We start from the raw sequence: 22,680 nt of genomic DNA, 5'->3' as shown, positions 1-22,680 counted from the left end.
GGCCTCATGGCGGGAAGGGTTCCATGCCGGAGCAAGATCCCGAGTGGGTTCGGCGGTGGTTGTGGATAACTCCGGGCTCCGAGAGGGCCTGTGGAGAGGAAGAGGCAGGCAAGCAGGTCAGAGTGCTGATGAGGGGGCAAATGCGGCTGATGAGGGGCAAGGTCGCTCCCAATTGGGCCGGGGAGGTCCATGTCGGCCAGGTCAGTCGGCCAGGTCAGTCGGCCAGGTCAGTCGGTCACGTCAGTCGGTCACGTCAGCGGGCCAGGTCGGCCGGCCAGGTCGGCGGGCGCGTCAGCGGGTCACGTCAGCGGGCCACGTCAGGGGCCGGATTGCGTAGGAGTGAGGGAGTGACTCTTGGGGCGCGGAAAGGTGGCCTCGGCGTCCCCAAGTGCAGGGGGCAAGGAGGGTGGGGAGGGGATCGGTAGATAAAGCTCTGGTAAATCAATCTTTCCCGAAAAACGACCGAATGTCGGAAGTCCGCCGGCCCGGAATGAAGATCATTTAGAACGCTCCCATCCCCACAAGCCCCCGCAAACTACCCCAGAACCAAGACCATCAAGACCAGGAAGCCGTGCTGAGGTGGGAATCTTCTGTCCGGCCCCGTGACCACGGCCTCCGCAGGCGTGATCAGGGGCTCGACGCCCATCGGGAAACGCCGCGTGCCCAAATTCACCGGCTCTTAATCATCTGACCAGCAGAAACAACGTCCACCCTCTGTGGAATTTCGCCACGGTCGGCTAACGTGCATATGTGCCCCCCGAGACAGTCGAGGTTCGTCGCAGTTCTCGTCGCCGGCGTACGGTCTCCGCCTACCGCGACGGCGACAAGACGATCGTGCTCCTGCCCGCCTGGCTGAGTGGCGAAGACGCAGATGAATGGGTGAGCCGGATGCTGGATCGGCTGGCTGCGAAGGAACGCCGACGAAGGCCCACCGACGAGGCGCTGCTCGAACGAGCCAGAGAACTGTCGGCCAAGTTCCTCGACGGCAAGGCGGAGCCGGCGAGCGTGCGCTGGGTCGACAACCAGCAGCACCGATGGGGCTCGTGCACTCCCGAGAACGGCACGATCAGGATCTCGACCAGGCTCAAGGGCCTGCCCGAATGGGTCATCAACTATGTGATCATCCACGAGTTGGTGCATCTGCTGGTGCCCAGTCACGGGACCAAGTTCTGGGCGCTGGTAGAACAGTATCCCAAGGCTGAACGCGCGCGCGGGTTTCTGGAGGGATTCTCGGCCGCGGCCCAGACGGCACCGGAGGAGTGTTGACGCGCATCGCCGCGGTCCTGGTACGACAGCGCATGGCACAGGCGGCGCCCCCGGGCGTGGACCCGGCGCGATTCCTCGAAGCGGTGGCGGAGGACACCTACGAGATGGTCGCGGGGCTGGAGCTCGTCACCCCGGTCCTGATCACCAGCGTCCCCGAGCTGGAGGAGATCGTCTGGCCGGGCACCGAAGTAATCACGATAAAAGACGACGAACCGCTAAAAATCATCCTCGAGCGCCTCAAAGCCGACCAAACTGACCAAGCCAGCCAAGCCGCTGTGATCAGCGCGGACGCGCCCGATCTGCCGCCCCTCCTCGTCGGCAAGCTGTTCAGGGAGCTCGGCAGGGCCGAGATCACCATCTGCCCGGCGGAGAACGGCGGCGCCGTGGCCATGGCCTGCGCGCTCCCCCCGCCCACCTGGGCGGACCCCGACCTCGACGACGCGCAGATCGTGACCACCCTGCGCGCCCAGGCCCCCGGCCCACGTAAGGTCGCCACCACCCCGGGCTGGCACCGGCTGCGCACCCCCGATGACGTCGAACGCCTCGACCCGGGCCTGGAAGGCTGGGAGAGCACCAGGGCGCTGATCAGGGCACGGTGAGCTCGGCCAGCACCGCCCGGTGGTCGGTCCTCGGCACGTCGCGCACGCTGACCTCCTTCACCCCCACCCGCTCGTCCACCAGCACGTGGTCGATCGTGATGATCGGCGGCACCCGCTTGTTCGCCGGCCACGTCGGTATCAGCCCGGCCCCCACGGTGTCGGCCGCGTCCTTGTAGCCGCGAGCCAGCAGCCCGCGCAGGGCGGCGTGGTCGAGCGAGGCGTTGAAGTCACCCGCGATGATCCGGATCCGGTCGGGGGAGGCGGAGGGAAAGGCCGCCATGGCCTCGTTCCACTCGACGACCTGGGGCCCGAGCGGCGGGAACGGATGCGCGTCGATGAACTCGATCGGCTTCCCGCCCGGCAGCGAGATCAGCGCGGCGGGCATCTGGTGCCCGACCGGCGGGATCAGGTTCCACAGCGGCTCCACCGGATGCTTGGAGTAGAGCCCGCTCCCGCCGGCGCTCCACTCGTCCTGCAGCACGCGGTACGGCATCAGTTCCTTGAGCCCGGCCTCGTCGAGGTCGGCCACCGCCCCGGGGGTGAGCTCCTGCGTACTCAGCACGTCAGGCTGGAACTCGCGTACCAGCGTCATGATCGTCGCCGTGTCGGCCCGGCCGAACAGCATGTTGATCGTCATGACCTTCAGCGGCCTGCCCGTGGTGGCCTCCGCCCTGCCCAGCGCCCTGGGCAGGACGCTGAAGCCGAGCGCGGTCGTGGCCAGCAGCGCGACGGCGGTCGCCGCCCGCTTACGCCCGACCGCGGCGATCAGGAGCGGGACCAGCGAGCCGGCCGCGGCGTACGGGGTGGCGGTCATGATCTGCGTGGGCAGCGACCCCCGCTCCAGACCGGCCACCCGCACCACGGCCCAGGCCGCGAACGGGGTCACGGCCAGCCAGGTCAACGCCGTTCGGGGGAACTTCCGGCGCTTGCGCTCGGGTGTCACGATCGTGCCGCCGACGGCAGAAGTCTCCACGCAGCCCCCTATTTGGAACGACGCAAAAGACTCTAGCCAAACGCACGTGAGCCCGAGCTAAGCGCGGCCTGTCCGCGTGCGGCCAACCGCCGCGTCGCCTCGTCGGACAGCTCGGGGATCGCGTCCACGGGGAACCAGCGCAGGTCGAGCGACTCGTCGCTGATCACGGCCTCGGCGCCGGGCGGGGCCACGGCCGCGTACTCGACGTCCAGATGCCAGCTGCGCGGGGGGTGGCACCACACCTCGTGCCTGTCGAGCGCGAGCGGGCCGGGCAGCAGCTCCAGCCCGGAGATCCCCGACTCCTCCCACGCCTCACGCAGCGCGACGTCCGCGAGCGACATGTCGGTGATCTCGCAGTGGCCGCCCATGGGGAGCCACATCTTGGCCTTCGGATGCAGCGTGAGCAGCACCTGCGAGCCGTCGTGCGACAGCACCGCCGTCGTGGCCGTCAGATGCCCCGGTACGCATTCCCGCAGCATCGCGTCGTCGTGCGCGCCCAAATGCTCCAGGAACGCCAGGCGCAACGCCTCTTCCGGGGGCGTGGGCGCGCTCCACGCGGACAGCACCGCCACCGCGTCGCCGTGCAGGCTCAACTCGGGTCGCCCTTGTCGCCCTCGTCGTCCGGCTTCGCCTCCAGCTGGGAGATGTCCCAGGCCGCCTCACCGCGTACGAACGCGTCGGGATCGTCGAGGTCGTCGGCCGTCGGCATGAGGTCGGGGTGGCCCCAGAGCGCGTCGCGCCCCTCGAATCCGCGCTCGCTCTCCAGCGCGCGCCACAGCGCCGCCGCCTCACGCAGCCGCCGGGGCCGCAGCTCCAGCCCCACCAGCGTCCCGAACGTCAGCTCCGCGGGCCCACCGGTCGCGCGCCGCCGGCGTACGGTCTCGGCCAGCGCCACGGCGGAGGGCAGCTTGCCCTCGGCAGCCCGGTCGACCACGGTGGCCACCCACCCCTCGACCAGGGCGAGCATCGTCTCCAGCCGCGCCAGCGCGGCCTTCTGCCGCTCGGTCTCCTCGGGCTTGAGCAGGTTACCCCCGCTCAGCGCCTCCTGGATCGCCTGAGGGTTGTTGATGTCGAGACCGCGGATCTGCTCTTCGAGCGCCGAGGTGTCGACCGTGATGCCCTTGGCGTATTCCTCGACCGCGCCCAGCAGGTGGGAGCGCAGCCACGGGACGTGCTGGAACAGCCGGTGGTGCGCGGCCTCGCGCAGCGCCAGGTAGAGCCGGATCTCGTCGGCCGGGATCTCCAGGCCCTCGCTGAACGAGGCGATGCCCCCGGGCAGCAGCGCGGCCGTGTCGGACAGCGGCAGGCCGATGTCGGTCGTGCCGACCACCTCGCGGGCCAGCGAGCTGAGCGCCTGCCCGATCTGCTGGCCGACCATCATGCCGCCCATCTGCTTGAGCATGCCGAGCAGCGGACCGGCCATCTGCTGGGCCTCGGGAGGCAGCCCCGATCCGCCGAGCGCGCCGCCCATGGTCTCGACCATGCGCTCCGCGATCGGCTCACAGAGCTTGCGCCAGACCGGGATCGTGTTCTCGATCCACTCGGACCGGCTCCAGGCCCGCGGGTTGGACACGCCGCTCGGCAGCGTCGTCGCCTCGTTCAGCCACAGGTCGGCCAGGCTCAGCGCGTCGACGATCTGACGGCGCTCGCCTTCCATGACGCTCGGATCGCCTTGGGCGACCACGGCGTGACGTGCGATGTTCTTGGCCATGTCCCAGTTGACAGGGCCTGAACCCTGGGGCGCCGACAGCATGTCGGCGAACTGGCGCATCGCCTGAGCCATCTGCTCAGGGTTGCCGAACATGGCGAACGGGTTCTCGTTAGGGTCGTTTTCGCGACCTGGCAGGTCAGTCACCGCTCTACCTCGTGCAGGATGGAGGAGTCCACATCCGCCACGTTAGTCGTCCTACGGCGGATCAGTGCAAAGTGAGGACCTGGTGCCTACCTCGAAACGCCCGAGCCAACCCGTAGTAGCCGTCACCGGAGCGGCCTCCGGCATAGGCCGAGAGCTGCTCGCGAGGCTCGTATCCTCCGCGGGTTTCCGCAGGGTGGTGGCCATTGACGAGGAGCGCGGCGATGTTCCGGAAGCCACCTGGAGAGTGATCGACGTACGGGATCCGCTCTTGGCGAACCGGATCTCCGACATCGACGTCCTGGTCCATCTGGCCGGTGACTACGCCGTCGACTCCGACCCGTCCGAGCGGCGCGCGTACAACCTGCGAGCTGCCCAGACGGTGCTGACGGCCTGCGCGGCGGCGCGCGTGCGGCGTGTGGTGCTGGTCACGAGCGCGATGGTGTACGGCGCCGCGCCCGACAACGAGGTGCCCCTGCCTGAGGACGCCCCGGTGGCGGCCGAGCCCGACACCGGCGTCGTGGGCGACCACCTGGAGATCGAGTCCCTGGCCCGCCGGTCGCTGCGCAGCCACCCCGGCCTGGAGGTCACCGTGCTGCGCCCGGCCGCGGTCGTGGGCCCGGGAGTCGACACCGTCATCACCCGTCACTTCGAGTCGCCCAGGCTCCTGACCGTCAAGGGCTGCAACCCGCGCTGGCAGTTCTGCCACATCGACGACCTGGTCTCGGCGCTCGACCTGGCCGCCCGCGGCGTCGTCACGGGCGTGGTCGCGGTCGGCTCCGACGGGTGGATGGAGCAGGAGCAGGTCGAGGAGCTGTCGGGCATCCGCAGGTTCGAGCTGCCCGCGGGGCTGACGTTCAGCACGGCCCAGCGCCTCCACCGGCTGGGCATCACCCCGGCCCCGGCGACCGACCTGCACTACGTCGTCTACCCGTGGGTCGTCGACTGCACGGCGCTGCGCGAGGCTGGCTGGAAGCCCTCGTGGACGAACGAGGCCGCGTTCGAGGAGCTCCTGGAGCTGCGCGAGAACCGGACGACCGTGGTCGGCCGGCGCCTGCCCGTCAAGGAGGCCACGCTCACCGCGGCCGGCGCCACCGTGGCCGTCATCGGCACCGCCGCGATCGTCCGCCAGGTGCGCAAGAAGCGGCGCGCCTGAGAAATCCACCGTCAACCCGGCTTTGACCAGGTACGACGGCGTTTCGGCAGTCCATCGGGCGGATTTCTTGTTGGTAGGCTCTTTGCGTGGACGTCATCCGGTTGCTCGGCATTCGTGATACCCCGCTCTCCGTCGACGAGGTGCTGGCCGCCGTGGGCGACCACGCCGCCGGCGGCACCGCCGTCTTCGTGGGCACCGTGCGCGAGCAGGACCACGGAAAGCCGGTCACCGGGCTCTCCTACTCGGCCCACCCCTCGGCGGAGGCCGAGCTGCGGCAGGTCGCCGAGAAGGTGGCCGCCGACTTCCCCGTGACGGCGCTGGCCGCCGTCCATCGCGTGGGCGATCTGGAGCTGGGCGAGGCGGCCGTCATCGTCGCGGTGGCCGCGCCCCACAGGGACGAGGCGTTCAAGGCCTCGAGGCGGCTGATCGACGACCTGAAGGCAAACGTCCCCATCTGGAAACACCAGCTGTTCGCCGACGGCGAGACCGAATGGGTCGGCGCCGGCGAATAAGCTCATCGACATGTCACGACGCGCCCTGACCCTTCTGCTCGCGGGATTCCTCGTGCTCGCGCTCGGCGTGGTGGGCGCGTTCAGGCCGGTCCCGTACGTCGTGCTGAGCCCCGGCCCGACGGAGAACACGATCGGCGAGGTCGACAAGAAGCCCGTGATCTCGGTCAAGGGGCGGGAGACGTACCCGACCAGCGGCGCGCTGAGCCTGGTCACGGTGGCCTACCAGGGCGGCCCGGCCGCCCAGATCGACCTGCTGACGGCGCTGCGCGGCTGGATCGACCCGACCGTGGCGGTGGTCCCCGAGGAGACCATCTTCGCTCCCAACCGCGACCCCAAGGAGGTCGAGGAGGAGAACACGGTCGAGATGACCAACTCCCAGGACTCCGCCAGGGCCGCCGCCCTCAACGAGCTCAAGATCCCCTTCAACATGGTCGTGACCGTGGTCTCCACGGAAAAGGGCCGGCCCGCCGACGGCAAGCTGCTGAAGGGCGACGAGATCAACGCCGTGGACGGCAAGCCCGCGAAGGACGTCGACGTCGTGGGCGACGCGGTCAAGGCGCACAAGCCGGGCGACAACGTGGCCTTCTCCGTCACCAGGGGGAGCCAGAAACTCGACGTCACCGTGCCCACCGTGGCCGGCCCCAAGGGGCAGACCCTCGTGGGCGTGGTCATGCAGGCGAAATACAAGTTCCCGTTCGACGTCGACATCAACGTCGGCGACGTCGGCGGGCCGAGCGCGGGGCTGATGTTCTCGCTCGGCATAGTCGACAAGCTGACGCCCGGCGAGATCACCGGCGGCAAGCGGATCGCCGGCACCGGCACGATCCAGCCGTCGGGCGAGGTCGGCGCGATCGGCGGCATCGCCCAGAAGATGGTGGGCGCCAAAGACTCCGGCGCGACGATCTTCCTGACGCCCGCCGACAACTGCGCCGAGGCCATGAACGCCGTGCCCGACGGGCTCCGGCTGGTCAGGGCCGACACGCTGCACGACGCGGTGCTGGCGCTCGACGCGCTGCGCACGGGCAAGGGGAACGTGCCCGCGTGCGAGGCCGGATGAAACTTTCGGAGCTCGCCGTGCGTTAGCCGTAGGGCTGGCACAGCGGTGTAGGTTGCCAGACACGGACCGTTTCTTCATCACGACGAGGGGTTGGCCTTGAGCTTCCGGACCCCAGGAGCCGGTAGGGCGATGAGCTTGCCCCGCCGTCCGAGACTGCTTCTGCCTGTGGCGATCGCTCTGGTGGCGATCGTGGCGCTGTTTTTCCTATTTTCCGGTATTTACACCGACTATCTATGGTTTGACGCGGCCAACTACACGTCGATCTTCAGCGGCGTCCTGCTGACCGAGATCGTGCTGTTCCTGGTCGGGGCGCTGTTGATGGTCGGCATCGCCGGCGGCAACATGCTGCTGGCCTTCCGGATGCGGCCGATGTTCGGGCCGGCGATGTTCGGCGGGGGCAGCGGCGCCGACCGCTACCGCATGGCGCTCGACCCCCACCGCAAGCTGATCTTCATCGTCGGCATGGGCCTGCTCGCCCTCTTCTCCGGCTCCTCGTTCGCCGGCCAGTGGGAGACGTGGCTGAAGTTCGTCAACGGCGAGTCGTTCGGCAAGAAGGACTCGCTGTTCGGACTGGACATCTCGTTCTACATGTTCGACTACCCGTTCATCCGGATGGTGCTGAACTTCCTGTTCACCGCCGTGATCATCTCGATCGTCCTGGCGGCGATCACGCACTACCTGTACGGCGGGTTCCGGCTGCAGTCGCCGGGCGTGCACGCCTCCAAGGCGGCCCGCGTCCACCTGTCGGTGCTGCTCGGCGTCTTCGTCCTGCTGAAGGCCGTCGCCTACTGGGTCGACCGCTTCGGTCTGGTCTTCTCCGACCGCGGGTTCGTCCACGGCGCGTCCTACACCGACGTCAACGCCGTCCTGCCGGCCAAGACCATCCTCGCGATCATCGCCCTGATCTGCGCCGCCCTGTTCTTCGCCGGCATCTTCCGGCCCGGTGGCATGCTCCCCGGTGTCTCTGCGGGCCTGCTCGTGCTCTCGGCCATCCTGATCGGCGGCGTCTACCCGGCGCTGGTCGAGCAGTTCCAGGTCAAGCCCAACCAGCAGGGCAAGGAAGCGGACTATATCCAGCGCAACATCAACGCCACGCGCGAGGCGTACAACATCGACAAGACCGAGGTCGAAAACTACAACGCCGAGTCCGACCCGGCCAAGGTCCAGAAGGGCGGCGACGCCTCAGTCACCGGCGTCCGGCTGCTCGACCCGGCGCTGCTGTCCTCGACGTACGAGCAGACGCAGCGCATCCGCGGTTTCTACAACTTCGGCGACACGCTCGACGTCGACCGCTACCCCGACAGCACCGGCAAGCTGGTCGACCACGTCGTCGGCGTGCGCGAGATGACCGGCCCGCCCGAGGGCCAGAACAACTGGATCAACCGGGCCCTGGTCTACACCCACGGCTACGGTTTCGTCGCCGCGCCGGGCAACCAGGTCGACGGCGGCGGCCTGCCCAACTACGACGCCAAGGACATGCCGGTCACCGGCTCCCTGGCGACGACCACCGGGCTGCGCCAGCCGCGCATCTACTTCGGCGAGGAGCCGGCCGCGGAGGAGTACGTCATCGCGGGCGGCAACCCGAAGACCAAGGAGCTCGACTACCCGCAGACGGGCGGCACGGGCCAGGCGGACAACATCTACGACGGCAAGGGCGGCGTCCGCGTCGGCTCGTTCCTCAACAGGCTCGTCTACGCCGCCAAGTACGGCGAGGCGAACATCCTGCTGTCGGGCGACATCAACGACAACTCCCAGATCCTGTACGTTCGCAACCCGCGCGAAAGGGTCCAGAAGGTCGCGCCCTTCCTCGCGCTCGACGGCAACCCCTACCCGGCGATCGTCAACGGGCGCATCACCTGGATCATCGACGGCTACACGACGTCCAACGACTACCCGTACTCGCAGAGCGAGAGCCTCGGCGACATGACGCGCGACGCGACCACCGACCGCCGCGTGATCGCCCAGCAGCCGACCGACAAGATCAACTACATTCGCAACTCCGTCAAGGCCACGGTCGACGCCTACGACGGCACGGTCACGCTCTACGGCTGGGACACCAACGACCCGCTGCTGCGGACCTGGAGCAAGGCGTTCCCGGGCGTCATCCGCCCGGCCTCGGAGATGAGCGCCGACCTGCGCAACCACGTCCGCTACCCCGAAGACCTGTTCAAGGTGCAGCGCTACACGCTGTCGCGCTACCACATCACCAACCCCGCCGCCTTCTACAGCGGCCAGGACTTCTGGAACGTCCCGGGCGACCCCACGCAGAACGACAAGAACATCAAGCAGCCGCCCTACTACCTGACCACCACGATGCCGGGCGGCCAGCCGACGTTCTCGCTGACGACGACGTTCGTGCCGCGGCAGGGAAGCGCCAACCTGTCGGCGTTCATGGCGGTCGACTCGTCGGCAGACTCCGCCTACGGTCGGCTGCGCATCCTGCGCATGCCGTCCAACACACCCATCCCGGGCCCAGGGCAGGTGCAGAACGCCTTCCAGAGCCGCCTAGCCGGCCAGCTCAACGTGATGGGCGTGGGTAGCTCGTCGCTCCGGTACGGCAACCTGCTGACGCTGCCGTACGCGGGCGGCCTGCTCTACGTCGAGCCGGTGTACGTCCAGGTGGCCGCGGGCGGGGGCCAGGAGCCGTACCCGATCCTGCAGCGGGTCCTGGTGTCGTACGGCAACAAGATCGGCGTCGGGCCGGACCTGGAGAAGGCGCTCGCGGAGGTCTTCGGCGGCCAGCAACAGCAGCCGAACACCCCCACCGAGCAGAACGTCCCCAACCAGGCCAACACGGCGATCAACTCGGCGATCGCCAACGCCAAGAAGGCGTACGAGGACGCGCAGAAGGCCCTGCAGTCCAGCCCGCCCAACTGGGACGCCTACGGCGAGGCTCAGAAGAGGCTCGAGGAGGCGCTGAAGGCGCTGGAGGGGGCCAACGCCCAGCAGCCCAAGCCTTCGGCGACCCCGTCGGCCACTCCATCCGCCACCCCGTCGGCGACCCCATCGGTCTCACCGTCGGGCACGCCTTCCGTCTCGCCATCCCCTACGGGATCGCAAGCGGCGGGCACGTCCTAGCGCAATCAGTTTGCGCCCACCCCGCGTCGCCTACTAGTCTTTAGGAGCAACAACGCGACGCGGGGTGGAGCAGTTCGGTAGCTCGCTGGGCTCATAACCCAGAGGTCGCAGGTTCAAATCCTGCCCCCGCTACCAACCCGGAAGCCCGGACTCTTACGGAGTCCGGGCTTCCGGCTTTCCCGGCGGCGACGGCCCTACCGGGGAGGGGCACGCCGGATCGGCCGGCGACGCGTTCCCGCCGCCCAAGACACCGCCATTCCGTCGGCGGTGCGGGCCCATCCGGCCAGAGCACGAGGCGCCCCACTCCCGTCCGTGGTGCCGTTCCAGCGGTGCCTCCGAAAGACGCTCGCGCGGGCCGCCTGGTCGCACGGACGGTTACGCCGGGCGGCGAGCGGGGTGTCCGGCCGTCGTTTCGCGCGCCGGTGGGCTGGGGTGGGCACGCCCATCGGCGGGTGGGACTTTCGATCGGCCCCATGCGCCTTCCGCAAGGGACCGTCACCACCGACGGCGGGCCGCTCCGGGGTCGGCGTGGTCAATGCACTCCGCGGGCCCTGTATAGTTATTTACAGAGACACCGCCGCGGGGTGGAGCAGTTCGGTAGCTCGCTGGGCTCATAACCCAGAGGTCGCAGGTTCAAATCCTGTCCCCGCTACAAAGCCAGAGTCCCTGGTCACCGGAGAGATCCGGAGACCAGGGACTCTGTCGTTTTCCCGGCCTTGCCCGCCCCGTCCCGCAGATGATTACATCATTACATGACTGAAGAATCAGTACCCACGCTGTACGAATGGGCCGGCGGCACTGAGGCGTTCGAGCGGCTGACCGAAGCGTTCTATCGCACGGTCGTCAAGGACGACCTGATCGGCCCATTGTTCGCGCATATGGACCCCGATCACCCCAAATATGTGGCGATGTGGCTCAGCGAGGTCTTCGGCGGCCCCGACCGGTACACCAACGAGCGCGGCGGCTACCCCAACATGCTCCGCCACCACCTCGGCAAGGCCATCACCGAGCCCCAGCGCCGCAGGTGGGTGAACCTCCTCATGGACGCGGCCGACGAAGTGGGACTGCCTGACGACCCAGAGTTCAGGGCGGCGTTCGCCGGCTACATCGAATGGGGCACCAGGCTGGCCAGGCACAACTCCCAGCCGGACGCCACGCCGCCGCTCGAGGCCCCCGTGCCCCACTGGGGCTGGGGGGTCGCGCCGCCGTACCAGCCGTAGCCTGGAGGAATGGGAAGCACGTCCCGCGGGAGGCTGCGCGTTCACCTGGGTGCGGCGCCCGGCGTGGGCAAGACGTACGACATGCTGAGCGAGGCGCACCGCGCCCGCGAACGTGGCAAGGACGTGGTCGTGGGCTTCGTCGAGACCCACGGCCGCGCCAGGACCGCCCGCCTGCTTGAGGGGCTGGAGGTCCTGCCGAGGCGGACGATGACCTACCGGGGCGCGACGTTCACCGAGCTGGACGTGGAGGCCGTCATCGCCCGAGCCCCCGCCGTGGCGCTGATCGACGAGCTCGCCCACACGAACGTCCCCGGCTCCCGCAACGTCAAGCGCTGGCAGGACATCGACGAGGTGCTCGACGCCGGCATCGACGTCGTCTCCACCCTCAACATCCAGCACCTCGAATCCCTGAACGACGTGGTCGAGCAGATCACCGGCGTGCCGCAGCGGGAGACCGTACCCGACGAGGTGGTGCGGCGGGCCGAGCAGATCGAGCTCGTGGACATGTCACCCGAGGCGCTGCGCCGGCAGATGGCGCACGGGAACGTCTACCCGCCCGACCGGGCCGACGCCGCGCTGGCCAACTACTTCCGGGTCGGCAACCTGACCGCCTTGCGGGAGCTCGCCCTGATCTGGCTCGCGGACAAGGTGGACGAGCAACTCGACCAGTACCGCGCCGACCATGCCATAGCGGGCACCTGGGAGGCCCGCGAACGCGTGGTGGTCGCCCTCACCGGAGGCGCGGAGGGGGACACGCTCATCCGCCGGGCCGCGCGCATCGCGGCCAGGAGCAAGGGAGCCGATCTGCTGGCCGTGCACGTCACCAGCGCCGACGGCCTGACCTCCGGCGGCGACCCCGCGAACCTGGTGCACCAGCGGGCCCTCGTCGAGGCCCTGGGCGGGTCCTACCACCAGGTGGTCGGCGACGACATCCCGCGTGCGCTGCTGGAGTTCGCCCGTGGCGTGAACGCCACCCAGCTCGTCCTGGGCGCGTCGCGAAGGGGGCGGCTCGCGCAGATCGTCACGCGGGGCGTGGGCGTGACGACGACGGCGCTGTCCGGGTCGATCGACGTGCACATGGTGACGCACGAGGCGACCAGGACGGGCCGCGAGCGGGCGCGGTCGAGCGCCGCGCTGACCCGCAGGCGGCGGCTGTCCGGCTGGGGGCTGGCGCTGCTCGCGCCGCCGCTGCTCACGGCCGCCCTCCGGCCACTCGGCCTGTCACTGCCCAGCGAGATCCCGCTCTTCCTGCTGCTGGTCGTCGGGGTGGCCCTGGTGGGCGGCATGTGGCCGGCGTTGACGGCGGCGGTGCTCGGGTTCGGGCTGCTCAACTGGTTCTTCACGCCGCCGCTGCACACGTTGACGATCGCCGAGCCGCAGAACGTGCTCGCGCTGACCACGTTCGTGCTGGTGGCGGTCATGGTCAGCACGGTCGTCGACCTGGCGGCCAGGCGCAGCAGGGAGGCGGCGCGCTCGCGGGCGGACGCCGAGGTGCTGTCCACGCTGGCGGGTCACGTGCTGAGGGGCGACGCGGCGCTGCCCTCGCTGCTGGCCAGGACGCGGGAGACGTTCGGGCTCGGCACGGTGACCCTGCTGGAGCGCACGGACGACTGGCACATCGTCGCCACCTCGGGCGGCGTGCCGTGCACGAGGCCGGGCACGGCCGACACCGACGTCGTGATCGACGAGCGGCTCGTGCTCGCCGCCCGGGGCCGGCTCCTGGACGCGAGCGACCGGCGGGTGCTGGAGGCGTTCGCGGCGGAGGCGGCGGTCGCCCTGCGCGAGCAGCGGCTGCGCGAGGCGGCCGAGCAGGCGGAGCCGCTGGCCGAGGCCGACAGGATGCGCACCGCTCTGCTGGCCGCCGTCAGCCACGACCTGCGTACGCCGCTCGCCTCGGCCAAGGCGGCGGTCGAGAGCCTGCGCAGCACCGACGTGACCTGGTCGGAGGAGGACCGCGGCGAACTGCTGGCCACCGCCGAAGAGTCGCTGATCAAGCTGGACCGGCTCGTCGCGAACCTCCTCGACATGAGCCGCCTCCAAGCAGGCGTGCTCGGCGTGAACCTGGAGCCCGTGGCGGTCGGGGACGTGCTGCCGCACGCCATCGACGACCTCGGCCCGCTGAGCGACCAGATCCGCAGCGACCTCCCGCCCATCGTCCCCGAGATCATGGCCGACCCCGCCCTGCTGGAGCGGGTGCTCGTCAACCTCATGTCGAACGCCCTCCGCTACAGCCCCGACGGCGAACCCGTGCTCGTCAACGCGGGGTGGCACGGCGAGAACGTGGAGATCCGCATCGTCGACCGGGGCCCCGGGATTCCGCCGGAAGCGCATGAAAGGGTGTTCATGCCGTTCCAGCGGCTCGGCGACCGCGACAGCCACACGGGCGTGGGGCTCGGCCTGGCGCTCTCGCGCGGCCTCACCGAGGCGATGGGCGGCACGCTCGTACTGGAGGACACGCCCGGAGGGGGACTGACCATGACCGTCTCGCTGCGGAGGCACACGTGACCCGCGTGCTGGTGGTGGACGACGAGCCGCAGATCCTGCGCGCTCTGCGCGTCAACCTGGCCGCCCGGCAGTACGAGGTGGCGGTCGCGGCCGACGGCGGCTCGGCGCTGCGCCAGGCCGCCGAGTGGCATCCCGACCTGGTCATCCTCGATCTCGGGCTGCCCGATCTGGACGGTGTGGAGGTCATCGAGGGCCTGCGCGGCTGGACCGCCGTACCGATCATCGTCCTCTCGGGGCGGGCGGACAGCACCGACAAGGTGGACGCGCTCGACGCGGGCGCCGACGACTACGTGACGAAGCCGTTCAGCATCGACGAGCTGCTCGCCCGCGTCCGCGCCGTGACCCGCCGCACGGGCCAGCACGAGGAGGAGGCCGCCACGGTGCGGCTGGGCGATCACGTGATCGACCTCTCCAGCAAGACGATCTCGGGAGGGGTACGGCTGACGCCCACGGAGTGGCACTTCCTGGAGATCCTGCTGCGGAACCCGGGCAAGCTGATCAGCCAGCGCCAGCTGCTGCGGGAGGTCTGGGGAGACTCCTACCTCAAGGAGACGCACTACCTGCGCCAGTACATGGCCCAGCTCCGGCGCAAGCTTGAACGGAATCCCGCCCGTCCGGTCCACCTGCTGACCGAGGCGGGGATGGGCTACCGGTTCCAGCCGTCGGCTTCCTCCGAGTAGCAGTGGCCCGACGGCTTGACGAGCATCACGACCGTTCTCTGCACGGCCCAACCGAGGAGCAGGATCCCGAAGGCCACCTGCACGACCCGCATCCAGAGGGATGAGCTCTGATCCGCATAGATCACGATGCCAACCCACATCAGGCCAAATATCCCGACTAGTGCGACTGCTGCCCAATTAAAGCCCCGCTGCCACATATGCGAAGTCTTACAGCCGGTCAGCCAAGGCCGGGTATGGGCCGAGTGCTCATCGGGTCAGCGGCTGTGGCCACACTCCGCAGTGCGCGGCCGATCGCCCGGATCGCCCCGCTGCGCCGACCTTTGACCCAGCACCCGGTGCCGCCCGGTACGCTCACGCCGGCCATCGACATCCTGCCTCCTTCGGCGGTGGTCAGGTGCCCGGGCGCCGAGAACGCAGCCGAAGTCCCAGGACCAAGGCCAGGCCGAGGGCCACGAGGAGAGCCGCGACGGCGAAGGTCCAGCGCGTTCCGCGAGCTGTCTCCGCTGCCGCGGCTGTGGTGACATCACTCGTGCCGACGGCGAAGGCGAAGACCGCGCCCATGGCCGATGCGCCGGTCATGAGGCCTAGGTTCCGGGAGAGACTGAGCATGCCCGACACCAGCCCGCGCCGGTGAGGGGAGACGTCCTTCATGACCGCGGTGTTGTTGGCCGCCTGGAACAGCGCGTAGCCGGCAGTCACGACGACCAGGGGCACGACGTATCCGATGACACCGGCCGCCGTGGGCATCAAGGAGAGCACCACGGCGCCACCGATGATGCCGCTGAGCCCGACGACCACCATGGTGCCGGCGCCGAAGCGGTCGGTGGCGCGGCCCGCCGGGACGCCGGTGAGGGCGGACACCGCGGGGCCCGCCGACATCGCCAGGCCGACGAAGGCCGGGTCTAGCCCGAGTGCCCGTGCCAGATGGAAGGGTCCCACGACGAGAGTGGTCATCATGACGGTGGAGACCAGGGCGCTCGTCGTCAGGCCGGCGGCGAGGACGGGATCGCGGAGCATCGAGAGGGTGAGCAGCGGGGACGAGACCCGGCTCTCGGCGATGACGAACAGCGCGAGGCCTGCTCCCGAGGCGATGAGCAATCCGATGGTCAGCGGGCCGAAGGAGCTCCCTTCGATCGTCATGGCCAGCGCGTAGGCGCACAGGGTGATCGCCAGCAATGCCGCGCCCACGGTGTCGAACCGTCGGCCTGCGGAGCTCGGCGCCGGCGCGGAGCTGGGCAGCACCCGGAAGGTGAGGACGAGCGTGACCAGGCCGAGCGGCACACAGGCGAGGAACATCACACGCCAGCCGAAGACCTCGATCAGGACGCCACCGAGGGACGGGCCGAGCGCCGTGCCGACTGCCGACATCGTTCCGAGCAGTCCCATGACAGCGCCGGTGCGGTCCTTGGGCACCGTCTCTCCGACGAAGGCCATGGTCAGCGCCATCATGCAGGCGGCGCCGGCCCCTTGGAGCGCCCGGGCGGCGATCAGGAGGGCAAGGTTCGGCGCGAGAGCGCAGAGCAGCGTGGCGAGAGTGAACACGGCGATGCCACTCACCATCAGGCGGCGCCGGCCGGCGAGATCCCCGAGCCGACCGGCTCCGACGACCAGTGTCGTGACGGCCAGGAGGTAGGCGATCACCACCCACTGAACCTCGTTGAAGGCCGCGTCGAAGGCCACAGCCACATTCGGCAGGCCGACGTTGGCGATGCTGATGCTCAGTGAGGGCAGCAGCATCGACAGCGACAGCGCGCTGAGCGCCCAGAACAGTGGCGGGCGGCGCGCAGGCGGCGCCTGCTCAGGCTCGGTGCTCGGAGAAGTTGCTGATCTCAAGATGATGGCTTCTTCCTGACGTCGACGGGTTCGCCACGACCGTAGGTCGCCTCTCGGCCTGGCGGAAGACGCAATGATGGAAAGCCACTTGTGCATGAGACGCCATGTATGAGCTGATCTGTGGGATCGTGTCCGCATGGCGCGGCCCGATCTGAATTTGCTGGTGACGCTGGACGTTCTGCTCGAGGAGGGCAGCGTGACGCGGGCGGGAGAGCGGCTCGCGCTCAGCCCGTCCGCGATGAGCCGCGCGCTCGCACGATTGCGGCGAGCCACGGGTGACCCGCTGCTGGTGCGCGCCGGACGGGGGCTGGTGCCCACGCCCCGCGCCCTGGAGCTGCGCGACCGTGTGCGCGGCCTGGTCCAGGAGGCGGAGGAGGTACTGCGGCCGGCTGACCAGCTGGACCTGGCGACGCTGGAGAGGACTTTCGCGTTCCGTGGCAGCGATGGGTTCGTGGAAAGATTCGGACCCGAGTTGGTCGCCAGAGTCGGCAGAGCGGCACCTGGCGTACGGTTGCGCTTCCTGCAGAAGACCAAGAAGGACGTCGCCCCTCTGCGGGAAGGCATGGTCGACCTGGAGACGGGCGTCATCGAGCACGCTCTGGCTCCGGACGTGCTGAGCAAGCCCCTGTTCACCGACCGGTTCATCGGGGTGGTCCGGAGTGAGCACCCGCTGAGCACCGGGAAGGTGACGACGGCCCGTTATGCCTCCGCGCGACACGTGCACGTCTCGCGGCGCGGCCTGACGGAGGGACTGGTGGATGAGGCGCTTCGCCCGACGGGCCGCCACCGGGACGTCGTGACGGTCGTCGACGGCTTCAACGCCGCGTTGGCCCTGGCGAAGGCTTCGGACCTGGTCGCCACGGTTCCGGATCGTCACACCGTGGACCTGCGGCAAGGAATGTGCTTCTTCGAGTTGCCGTTCCGCGCCCCCGAGGTGACGGTGTCGTTGTTGTGGCACGTACGTCTCGACGCAGACCCGGCTCATCGGTGGCTGCGCAACTGCGTCCTCGACGTGTGCCGCTTCGACGGACAGGCTTGACCGTCACTGTCACGACTCCCGCTCCGCTGCCGGGCGCTGGAGCGCCAGGACGGCCATGTCGTCACCGAACGCGACGACCATCCGACGCGACAGCGACACGCGACACCGCGCCGGGCAGATCCGGCCGCTGGAGTTGGCGGTCGCTGTCCAGGCCCCACACCCGACCGGTCCGATCCGTGCTCCCCGTCACCACGGCCGGGAAGCCGCGACGGCGTGCACCGGCGGCTCTCCGGCCGGCATCGCGCGGTTGCCGGCCGCCGGGTGCGGTTCACGTACGGGCCCGGCCTGAAGGTCAGGCCGTGAGGGCGGCCGCTGCCTCCCGGTAGATGACGCTCGGGTCCTCGGACAGCCACGCCTTCACCTGGTGGCTCCAGGCGTCGGCGAGCACCTCCGGCCGGTGCGCCTCGATGCCGTCGAGGGCTGCCGCGACGATCGCCTCGGGGGCGGTCTTGTCGCCGTCGTACCAGGCCATCATGTCGGTGTCCGCGGCGCCCAGGTGCAGTCCCGTCACCAGGGTGCGCTGGTCGGCCAGCTCCAGGCGGACGCTGTTGGTGAGCGCCCACTCGGCGGCCTTGGCCACGTGGTAGGCGCCGGCGCCGTTGAAGGCGAGCCAGGAGAGCGCGGACAGGACGTTGAGGATCGCGCCGTCGGCCAGTTGGGGCGCGAAGGCGCGGATCACGTTGAGGGTGCCGTAGAAGTGGGTGTCCATCTCGCGGCGGATCGTGTCCAGATCGCCGGTGACGAGGTTCGCGCCGGTGGAGATGCCGGCGTTGTTGATGACGATCTTGACGTCGGCCGCCGCGGCGGCCGCGGCGGCGACCGACGCCGGGTCCGTGATGTCCAGGCGCAGCGGGATGGCTCCCGGTACGTCGATGAGGTCGGGACGGCGGGCGGTGGCGTACACCTTGCCGGCGCCGCGGTCGAGGAGGGAAAGGACGAATTGCCGGCCCAGGCCGCGATTGGCGCCGGTGACCAGCACATGTGCTCCGTTGATCTGCATGCTGGATAGGCTAGAACCTGACGTTGACGTCAGAGGCAAGTATTGTGATGGAGGTCACGGTGCGGATCGGCGAGTTGGCGGCGCGGTCGGGCGTCAGCGTGCGGGCCTTGCGTTACTACGAGGAGCAGGGGCTGCTGGCGGCGGGCCGGAGCGGGTCGGGGCAGCGTCACTATCCCGAGTCGGCGGCCGACCGCGTTCGGCTGATCCAGATGCTCTACTCCGCCGGGCTGTCCAGCCGGACCATCGCCGAGCTGCTGCCCTGCGTCGATGCCAAGGTCAGCACCCCCGAATCACGTGCCCGGCTGGCCGCCGAACGTGATCGCATCGACGCCCAGATCGCCGAGCTGACCCGTACGCGTGACCACCTGGACGAGGTCATCGCCTGCGCCGGGAGCCCGGCCAGCGGCTGCGCGTGGATCGAGGACCGAGAAGTCACCACGCAGGCGAGTCACTCCGCGACGCCATGATCGCCGCGGCCCGGTTCGGGCTCGATGTCAAGAACGCGGTCCGTTACACGTCCGGGAGCTTCTGGGGAGCACCGGCTGACGCCCAAGACTCCGCCGTAGCCTTGGGCGCCTTGCCGGCGCGCCCTGGCAGGCCGTACCGCTGTCGAGCCGATCGATGGAGGTGGCGATGAAGCGCTCCGTGCATCCGTTATGAATCCGTTATCGCTGGAAGGTGATGGGAGGGCCGCCAGTGGGGATAGTGGATCTCGAAGTCCAGCAGAGGGCTTCCTCTCACGCGAACCAAGGCGTGCCTCTGCATGGGCTTTTTTCCATGGACGGGGCCGCCGGAACATTTGGGAGAAGCACGTGCCCGTCCTGACCACCACCTCCGACCAGCTCACCGCTGAGGACCTCCTGACCCGCCTGGCCGACCCGAACATCTCCCACCTGGACGCGGCGCGCATCCGCGAGCGTCTGGTGGAGATGCACGAGGGACTGGTGACCGAGATCACCCGTCGCTACCGCTACCGCGGTGAGTCGATGGACGATCTGCGCCAGGCCGCCTACGTGGGGCTGATGAAGGCCGTCAACGGCTACGATCCCTCGCTCGGTCACGACTTCAGGGGATACGCCATGGTCACCGTGCTGGGCGAGGTCAAGCGGCACTTCCGCGACCGCACCTGGGCCATCCGGGTGCCACGCGTCTATCAGGAACGCCGTATCGAGATCAACAAGGCCACGGCCGAGCTGACGCAGGTCCTCGGTCACTCGCCGACCGTCGCCGAGCTGGCCGCCAAGCTGGGCATCTCCGAGGAGGACGTGCTGCTGGCGATGGAGGCGTCCACCGCCTACTCGGCGCTGTCGCTGGACGCGCCGGTCGGCGGCGGCGACGAGGACGCGGCCGAGCTGGGCGACCTCCTTGCCGCGCCGGACAACTCGCTCGACACCCTGCTCGACGCGCAGGCGATCAAGCCGCTCATCGACGCCCTGCCGGCTCGGGAGAAGAACATCCTGCTGATGCGTTTCTACGGCAACATGACCCAGTCGGAGATCGCCAAGGAGTTCGGGATCTCGCAGATGCACGTCTCGCGCATCCTGCGCGCCGTGCTCGCCAAGCTGCGCACCGCGTTGACGGCCTGATCCTCAACCCTGACCCCCGAGTCCCGCACCCTGGCGGCGTTCACCGCCTGCCCGCCTTCCTCCTCCGCCGCGTTGGCTGCCGGGCGCGCTTCGGCGCGCCCGGCTCGATCGCCCGGGGTCCGAGTGAGCCGGTCCAGCTTCCCGGCGCAGCCGGTCGGCTGCGGCCGGGTGCGGAGCGCGACGCCGTGTCGGGCGCCTGGCTGCTGGAGTTCAGCTGGTTCGAGAGCGTACGTGCGCCGGCGGGCCAAGTACATGGGCGCCATCGGCGCGGTCTTCGGCCTTTCCTCAGTGGCCGGTCCGCTCCTGGGCGGCTGGATCACCGACAACGCCTCGTGGCAGTGGGCCTTCTGGATCGACGTCCCCCTCGGCGTCGCCGCGTTCGCCATCGGCTACTTCGGCATCCGGCTCCCCAAGCCCGACCGGACGGCCAGACTCGACTACCTCGGAACCGCTCTCATGGCGATCACGGTCACCAGCCTGGTGCTGGTCGCCGACTGGGCGGCAACGATCACGCGTGGGACTCGCCGCTGATCCTGTCGCTCGTCGCAGTGACCATCGCCGGCTCGATCGTCTCCGGACTGCTCCTGCTGCCGATGGTGGCCGGCCTGATGCTCACCGCCACCGTCTCCGGCCAGCTCATCGCCAAGATCTCGGGTCTGGTCATCGTCCCGGCGGGCGTGTACCTGCTCTCGACCCTCAACGCGGACTCGCCGGTCCAGCTGGTGTGCGCCTATCTGGCACTGCTCGGCGCCGGCATGGGCCTGCTCATGCAGAACCTGGTCCTGCCCGTGCAGAACGCCTTCCCGCGCAGCGAGGTCGGCACCGCCACCTCCGCCAACAACTTCTTCCGTGAGATCGGCGCGACCGTCGCCACAGCCGCGGTCGGCGCGCTGTTCGCCGAGCGGCTCACCGGCTCCCTGTCCGGCCTCGCGCTGAGCCTGGGCGGGAAGGGCACCGACTCGCTCACCCCCGAGCTCGTCCGCTCGCTGCCCGAGTCGGTCCGCGATCAGGTGGTGCATTCCTACGTCGACGCGCTCCTGCCGATCTTCGCGGGTCTGTCCGTGGTCGCCCTCGCAGCCCTGGCACTCGCATTCTTCCTGCCCGACCGCAGGCTGCGGGAGGACGAACCCGAATCGGAGACCGCAGACGCCTGGGCGCTTCAAATCGTCGCAGCCGACCGGCGGAGCGGCGCATGAGCGAGCCGCTCGCCCCGAACGTCCTCGGCATCGATGACGAGCCGAACATCAGCCCAAGAAGCAACCCTCAGCCTAAGAAGCAACCCTCAGCGTGAGAAGCAGTCCTCAGCCCAAGAAGCAGTCCTCAGCGTGAGAAGCAGCCCTCAGCGCGGGAGGGTCCGCCTCATGCCGACACACCGGCGCAGCCGCATTCCGCGCGGACGCTGGGGGACGGACTCCTCCAGGCAGGCGAGCAGCAGGGCCGCCGTATGGGCGTCCGCCAGGATGCGCTGGACGGCCTCGCCGTCCTCCGGCATCTGGCCGCGCTCCGACAACTCGTGCTTGAGGAACGCCATGGGGTCGGGCGCGTCCGCGATGTCGGCCGCCACCGTCGCCCGCGCCGCCGTGAGCAGACGCAGATAGTGGGTACGGAGCACGGCCTCGCGCATTCGCGCGTGTTCGAGATCGTCGATCAGGGTCCTGGCGATTCTCAACAGGTCTCCGGCATGGGTCGCCTCGTCGGCAAGGAAGGCACGGATGTCGTCGAACTCCGAGCGGGTCATAGCGGACACCTCCGAGAGCGCAGTCTGCTCGTAGGTACTTCGTACCTGGGAGCGATTGCGGACGACTTGCCGTCGGCTTGACGGCCGGGGCGCCGACCTGGGTGTCCTTGGTGAGGTTTGGGCGTTGCGTGGTGAGGGAACAACCACCTGATTACCTGAGTGGCGCGAAGTACGTGCGCCGGGCTGCTAGAGTTGCTTCGCGCAGGGCGGCCGAGGGGGCCACAGAGACTCCCGAAGATGCCCGGCAAATCCCACTTACTTCGAGGGTCGTCCTCCGATGGATTCGCATCGGTTCGGATGGGCTGGTAAGTTAGAGGGGTTGTCCCGGAAGCGGGGCAGGTCTTAATTCCAGCAAGTCGAGCAAGTCGGGTCAATTTGACAGGGACTTGAACGGCTGAAAGAATAAAGACACAACGAAATGAACGCCTCCGAGCGAAAGACCTGAACGGTCTCAAGTGAGGAAGTACGCGTCCGTTTCTTGAGAACTCAACAGTGTGTTAAAAGCCAGTGCATGAGATACACATGCATATCCCCGTCATTATTGACGGAAATTGCTTGGATTCACAATCCAGACGAAAGACATTGT

The 22,680-nt window shown here is 69.0% G+C and carries 21 protein-coding genes and 2 tRNA genes; 16 read left to right on the top strand and 7 right to left on the bottom strand.

Annotated features, from left to right (window positions below; genetic code table 11):
• Positions 1-750: 750 nt before the first annotated feature.
• Together ACFKCF_RS28825 and ACFKCF_RS28820 are read left to right on the top strand one after the other, a co-directional pair.
• Positions 751-1,266, top strand: coding sequence for a M48 family metallopeptidase (locus ACFKCF_RS28825; RefSeq protein WP_313042994.1), 516 nt, complete (start codon positions 751-753; stop codon positions 1,264-1,266).
• Entirely contained in the window at positions 1,263-1,865 is a 603-nt protein-coding gene (locus ACFKCF_RS28820; protein WP_394498354.1) for a hypothetical protein, read from the top strand. Before ACFKCF_RS28825 ends, ACFKCF_RS28820 begins: the two co-directional genes overlap by 4 nt.
• On the opposite strand, the gene ACFKCF_RS28815 is transcribed toward ACFKCF_RS28820, so the two are convergent.
• From ACFKCF_RS28815 to ACFKCF_RS28805, 3 genes are read right to left on the bottom strand one after another with little or no spacing between them, the layout of a single operon-like run.
• Positions 1,852-2,838 (bottom strand): endonuclease/exonuclease/phosphatase family protein, encoded by a 987-nt coding sequence (locus ACFKCF_RS28815; protein ID WP_394498353.1) that lies wholly within the window; start codon positions 2,836-2,838, stop codon positions 1,852-1,854. The two genes, ACFKCF_RS28820 and ACFKCF_RS28815, sit on opposite strands and share 14 nt — an antisense overlap.
• Positions 2,839-2,870: 32 nt before the next feature.
• Positions 2,871-3,431 (bottom strand): NUDIX hydrolase, encoded by a 561-nt coding sequence (locus ACFKCF_RS28810; protein ID WP_394498351.1) that lies wholly within the window; start codon positions 3,429-3,431, stop codon positions 2,871-2,873.
• The gene (locus ACFKCF_RS28805; protein ID WP_394498552.1) at positions 3,428-4,642 is read right to left on the bottom strand and encodes a zinc-dependent metalloprotease; all 1,215 of its coding nucleotides are present in this window, start codon (positions 4,640-4,642) and stop codon (positions 3,428-3,430) included. The genes ACFKCF_RS28810 and ACFKCF_RS28805 overlap by 4 nt, the downstream gene beginning before the upstream one ends.
• Before the next feature lie 130 nt (positions 4,643-4,772).
• On the opposite strand from ACFKCF_RS28805, the gene ACFKCF_RS28800 reads away from it, so the two are divergent.
• From ACFKCF_RS28800 to ACFKCF_RS28760, 9 genes are all read left to right on the top strand, one after another.
• A complete protein-coding gene (locus ACFKCF_RS28800) occupies positions 4,773-5,846 on the top strand; it encodes an NAD-dependent epimerase/dehydratase family protein (protein WP_394498551.1) in 1,074 nt (357 codons plus the stop codon).
• A gap of 86 nt (positions 5,847-5,932) precedes the next feature.
• Positions 5,933-6,358: a molybdenum cofactor biosynthesis protein MoaE gene (locus ACFKCF_RS28795; RefSeq protein ID WP_394498350.1), complete on the top strand. Its 426-nt coding sequence runs from the start codon at positions 5,933-5,935 to the stop codon at positions 6,356-6,358.
• Between the two features lie 10 nt (positions 6,359-6,368).
• The gene (locus ACFKCF_RS28790; RefSeq protein ID WP_394498348.1) at positions 6,369-7,415 is read left to right on the top strand and encodes a PDZ domain-containing protein; all 1,047 of its coding nucleotides are present in this window, start codon (positions 6,369-6,371) and stop codon (positions 7,413-7,415) included.
• Positions 7,416-7,544: 129 nt separating this feature from the next.
• On the top strand, positions 7,545-10,493 hold the full coding sequence (locus ACFKCF_RS28785; RefSeq protein ID WP_394498346.1) for a UPF0182 family protein: 2,949 nt from the start codon (positions 7,545-7,547) through the stop codon (positions 10,491-10,493).
• A gap of 58 nt (positions 10,494-10,551) precedes the next feature.
• Positions 10,552-10,628: transfer RNA gene (locus ACFKCF_RS28780), tRNA-Met, on the top strand.
• Between the two features lie 443 nt (positions 10,629-11,071).
• Positions 11,072-11,145 (top strand) — tRNA-Met (locus tag ACFKCF_RS28775).
• A gap of 100 nt (positions 11,146-11,245) precedes the next feature.
• Positions 11,246-11,713, top strand: coding sequence for a group II truncated hemoglobin (locus ACFKCF_RS28770; RefSeq protein ID WP_394498344.1), 468 nt, complete (start codon positions 11,246-11,248; stop codon positions 11,711-11,713).
• A 9-nt stretch (positions 11,714-11,722) separates the two neighbouring features.
• Positions 11,723-14,218, top strand: coding sequence for a DUF4118 domain-containing protein (locus ACFKCF_RS28765; RefSeq protein ID WP_394498342.1), 2,496 nt, complete (start codon positions 11,723-11,725; stop codon positions 14,216-14,218).
• Complete coding sequence (locus tag ACFKCF_RS28760) at positions 14,215-14,898, top strand: response regulator (protein ID WP_394498340.1); 684 nt, start codon at positions 14,215-14,217, stop codon at positions 14,896-14,898. Before ACFKCF_RS28765 ends, ACFKCF_RS28760 begins: the two co-directional genes overlap by 4 nt.
• Here the strand turns inward: ACFKCF_RS28760 and ACFKCF_RS28755 are convergent.
• Together ACFKCF_RS28755 and ACFKCF_RS28750 are read right to left on the bottom strand one after the other, a co-directional pair.
• The gene (locus ACFKCF_RS28755; protein ID WP_394498339.1) at positions 14,865-15,038 is read right to left on the bottom strand and encodes a hypothetical protein; all 174 of its coding nucleotides are present in this window, start codon (positions 15,036-15,038) and stop codon (positions 14,865-14,867) included. The two genes, ACFKCF_RS28760 and ACFKCF_RS28755, sit on opposite strands and share 34 nt — an antisense overlap.
• Before the next feature lie 250 nt (positions 15,039-15,288).
• Positions 15,289-16,731, bottom strand: a complete 1,443-nt coding sequence (locus ACFKCF_RS28750) for an MFS transporter (protein ID WP_394498337.1) — start codon at positions 16,729-16,731, stop codon at positions 15,289-15,291.
• Between the two features lie 136 nt (positions 16,732-16,867).
• Here ACFKCF_RS28750 and ACFKCF_RS28745 point away from each other — a divergent pair, with 136 nt between their 5' ends.
• Positions 16,868-17,770, top strand: coding sequence for a LysR family transcriptional regulator (locus ACFKCF_RS28745; RefSeq protein ID WP_394498336.1), 903 nt, complete (start codon positions 16,868-16,870; stop codon positions 17,768-17,770).
• Between the two features lie 292 nt (positions 17,771-18,062).
• Here the strand turns inward: ACFKCF_RS28745 and ACFKCF_RS28740 are convergent, their stop codons facing one another.
• Positions 18,063-18,770: an SDR family oxidoreductase gene (locus tag ACFKCF_RS28740; RefSeq protein ID WP_394498334.1), complete on the bottom strand. Its 708-nt coding sequence runs from the start codon at positions 18,768-18,770 to the stop codon at positions 18,063-18,065.
• A gap of 59 nt (positions 18,771-18,829) precedes the next feature.
• Here ACFKCF_RS28740 and ACFKCF_RS28735 point away from each other — a divergent pair, with 59 nt between their 5' ends.
• From ACFKCF_RS28735 to ACFKCF_RS28720, 4 genes are all read left to right on the top strand, one after another.
• Positions 18,830-19,237: a MerR family transcriptional regulator gene (locus ACFKCF_RS28735; RefSeq protein WP_394498550.1), complete on the top strand. Its 408-nt coding sequence runs from the start codon at positions 18,830-18,832 to the stop codon at positions 19,235-19,237.
• A 345-nt stretch (positions 19,238-19,582) separates the two neighbouring features.
• A complete protein-coding gene (locus ACFKCF_RS28730; RefSeq protein ID WP_394498333.1) occupies positions 19,583-20,356 on the top strand; it encodes an RNA polymerase sigma factor SigF in 774 nt (257 codons plus the stop codon).
• A 231-nt stretch (positions 20,357-20,587) separates the two neighbouring features.
• Positions 20,588-20,887: an MFS transporter gene (locus ACFKCF_RS28725; protein ID WP_394498331.1), complete on the top strand. Its 300-nt coding sequence runs from the start codon at positions 20,588-20,590 to the stop codon at positions 20,885-20,887.
• 17 nt (positions 20,888-20,904) lie between these two features.
• Entirely contained in the window at positions 20,905-21,552 is a 648-nt protein-coding gene (locus tag ACFKCF_RS28720; RefSeq protein ID WP_394498329.1) for a hypothetical protein, read from the top strand.
• Between the two features lie 143 nt (positions 21,553-21,695).
• Here ACFKCF_RS28720 and ACFKCF_RS28715 read toward each other — a convergent pair whose 3' ends face one another.
• Positions 21,696-22,094 carry a hypothetical protein gene (locus tag ACFKCF_RS28715; RefSeq protein ID WP_394498327.1) on the bottom strand — a complete coding sequence of 133 codons (399 nt, stop codon included), beginning with the start codon at positions 22,092-22,094 and terminating at the stop codon, positions 21,696-21,698.
• Positions 22,095-22,680: the final 586 nt, after the last annotated feature.

Source organism: Nonomuraea sp. JJY05 (assembly GCF_043496855.1).
Classification (GTDB): Bacteria; Actinomycetota; Actinomycetes; order Streptosporangiales; family Streptosporangiaceae; genus Nonomuraea.
The sequence above is the reverse complement of the archived record's forward strand: the minus strand, read 5'-3'. Positions and strand labels throughout refer to the sequence as shown.